This window comes from Rhodococcus sp. EPR-157, assembly GCF_001647195.1.
Lineage (GTDB): Bacteria > Actinomycetota > Actinomycetes > Mycobacteriales > Mycobacteriaceae > Rhodococcoides.
In genome coordinates this window covers 1-359 of the sequence record NZ_LVCV01000593.1, presented here as the reverse complement: position 1 = coordinate 359, position 359 = coordinate 1, and the positions used below count along the sequence as shown (strand labels likewise).

The window sequence follows — 359 nt, the reverse complement described above, 5'->3', positions numbered from 1 at the left end:
CCGAGATCCCCTACTTCGTGGTGCGCACAGAAGATGCCGAGCCGGGCCCGACGTTGCTGTACGGCTACGGCGGATTCGAGATCTCGATGACGCCGTCGTACAGCGGTTCGATCGGGCTCGCGTGGCTGGAACGCGGCGGCACCTACGTCGTGGCGAACATTCGCGGAGGCGGTGAGTACGGGCCTGACTGGCACACCCAGGTTCTGCGCGCCGGACGACACCGGGTGCACGAGGACTTCGCTGCCGTCGCGCGCGACCTCGTCGACCGCGGGATCACGACGCCCGAGCAGTTGGGCGCGCAAGGCGGCAGCAACGGCGGTCTGCTGATGGGGATAATGGTGACGAAGTACCCCGAGCTG

At 67.4% G+C, this 359-nt stretch carries 1 protein-coding gene; it reads left to right on the top strand.

Going from position 1 to position 359, the window contains the following annotated elements; translation table 11 throughout:
* On the top strand, positions 1 to 359 hold a 359-nt coding region (locus tag A2J03_RS25635; protein WP_156520586.1), incomplete at both ends, for a prolyl oligopeptidase family serine peptidase.